Genomic DNA, 306 nt, shown 5'->3' on the forward strand with positions numbered 1-306 from the left:
TGGAGTAATTATTTGGAGGCGGAACCCGGAGTCGAACCGGGGTAAACGGATTTGCAATCCGGTGCATGGCCACTCTGCCATTCCGCCTAAACATTTCAAATAATTTGGAGCGGCACACGAGGCTCGAACTCGTGACCTCGACCTTGGCAAGGTCGCGCTCTACCAACTGAGCTAGTGCCGCATAAAACTTTATCAGTAATTTGTACGTTGGTGCGCGACAATGTCGCGGTAAAACGTTCTGGCAACTGAGCTAGTGCCGCATAAAATAGTTATTTATCATACTTTTAATTAACTTGGTCAATAATT

At 46.4% G+C, this 306-nt stretch carries 2 tRNA genes; both read right to left on the minus strand.

The features are described from left to right. Positions 1 to 13 precede the first annotated feature (13 nt). Positions 14 to 87 (minus strand) — tRNA-Cys (locus tag P20311_RS14635). A gap of 18 nt (positions 88 to 105) precedes the next feature. After that, positions 106 to 181 (minus strand) — tRNA-Gly (locus P20311_RS14640). Positions 182 to 306 lie beyond the last annotated feature (125 nt).

It is taken from the genome of Pseudoalteromonas sp. BSi20311 (assembly GCF_000239875.1).
Lineage (GTDB): Bacteria > Pseudomonadota > Gammaproteobacteria > Enterobacterales > Alteromonadaceae > Pseudoalteromonas.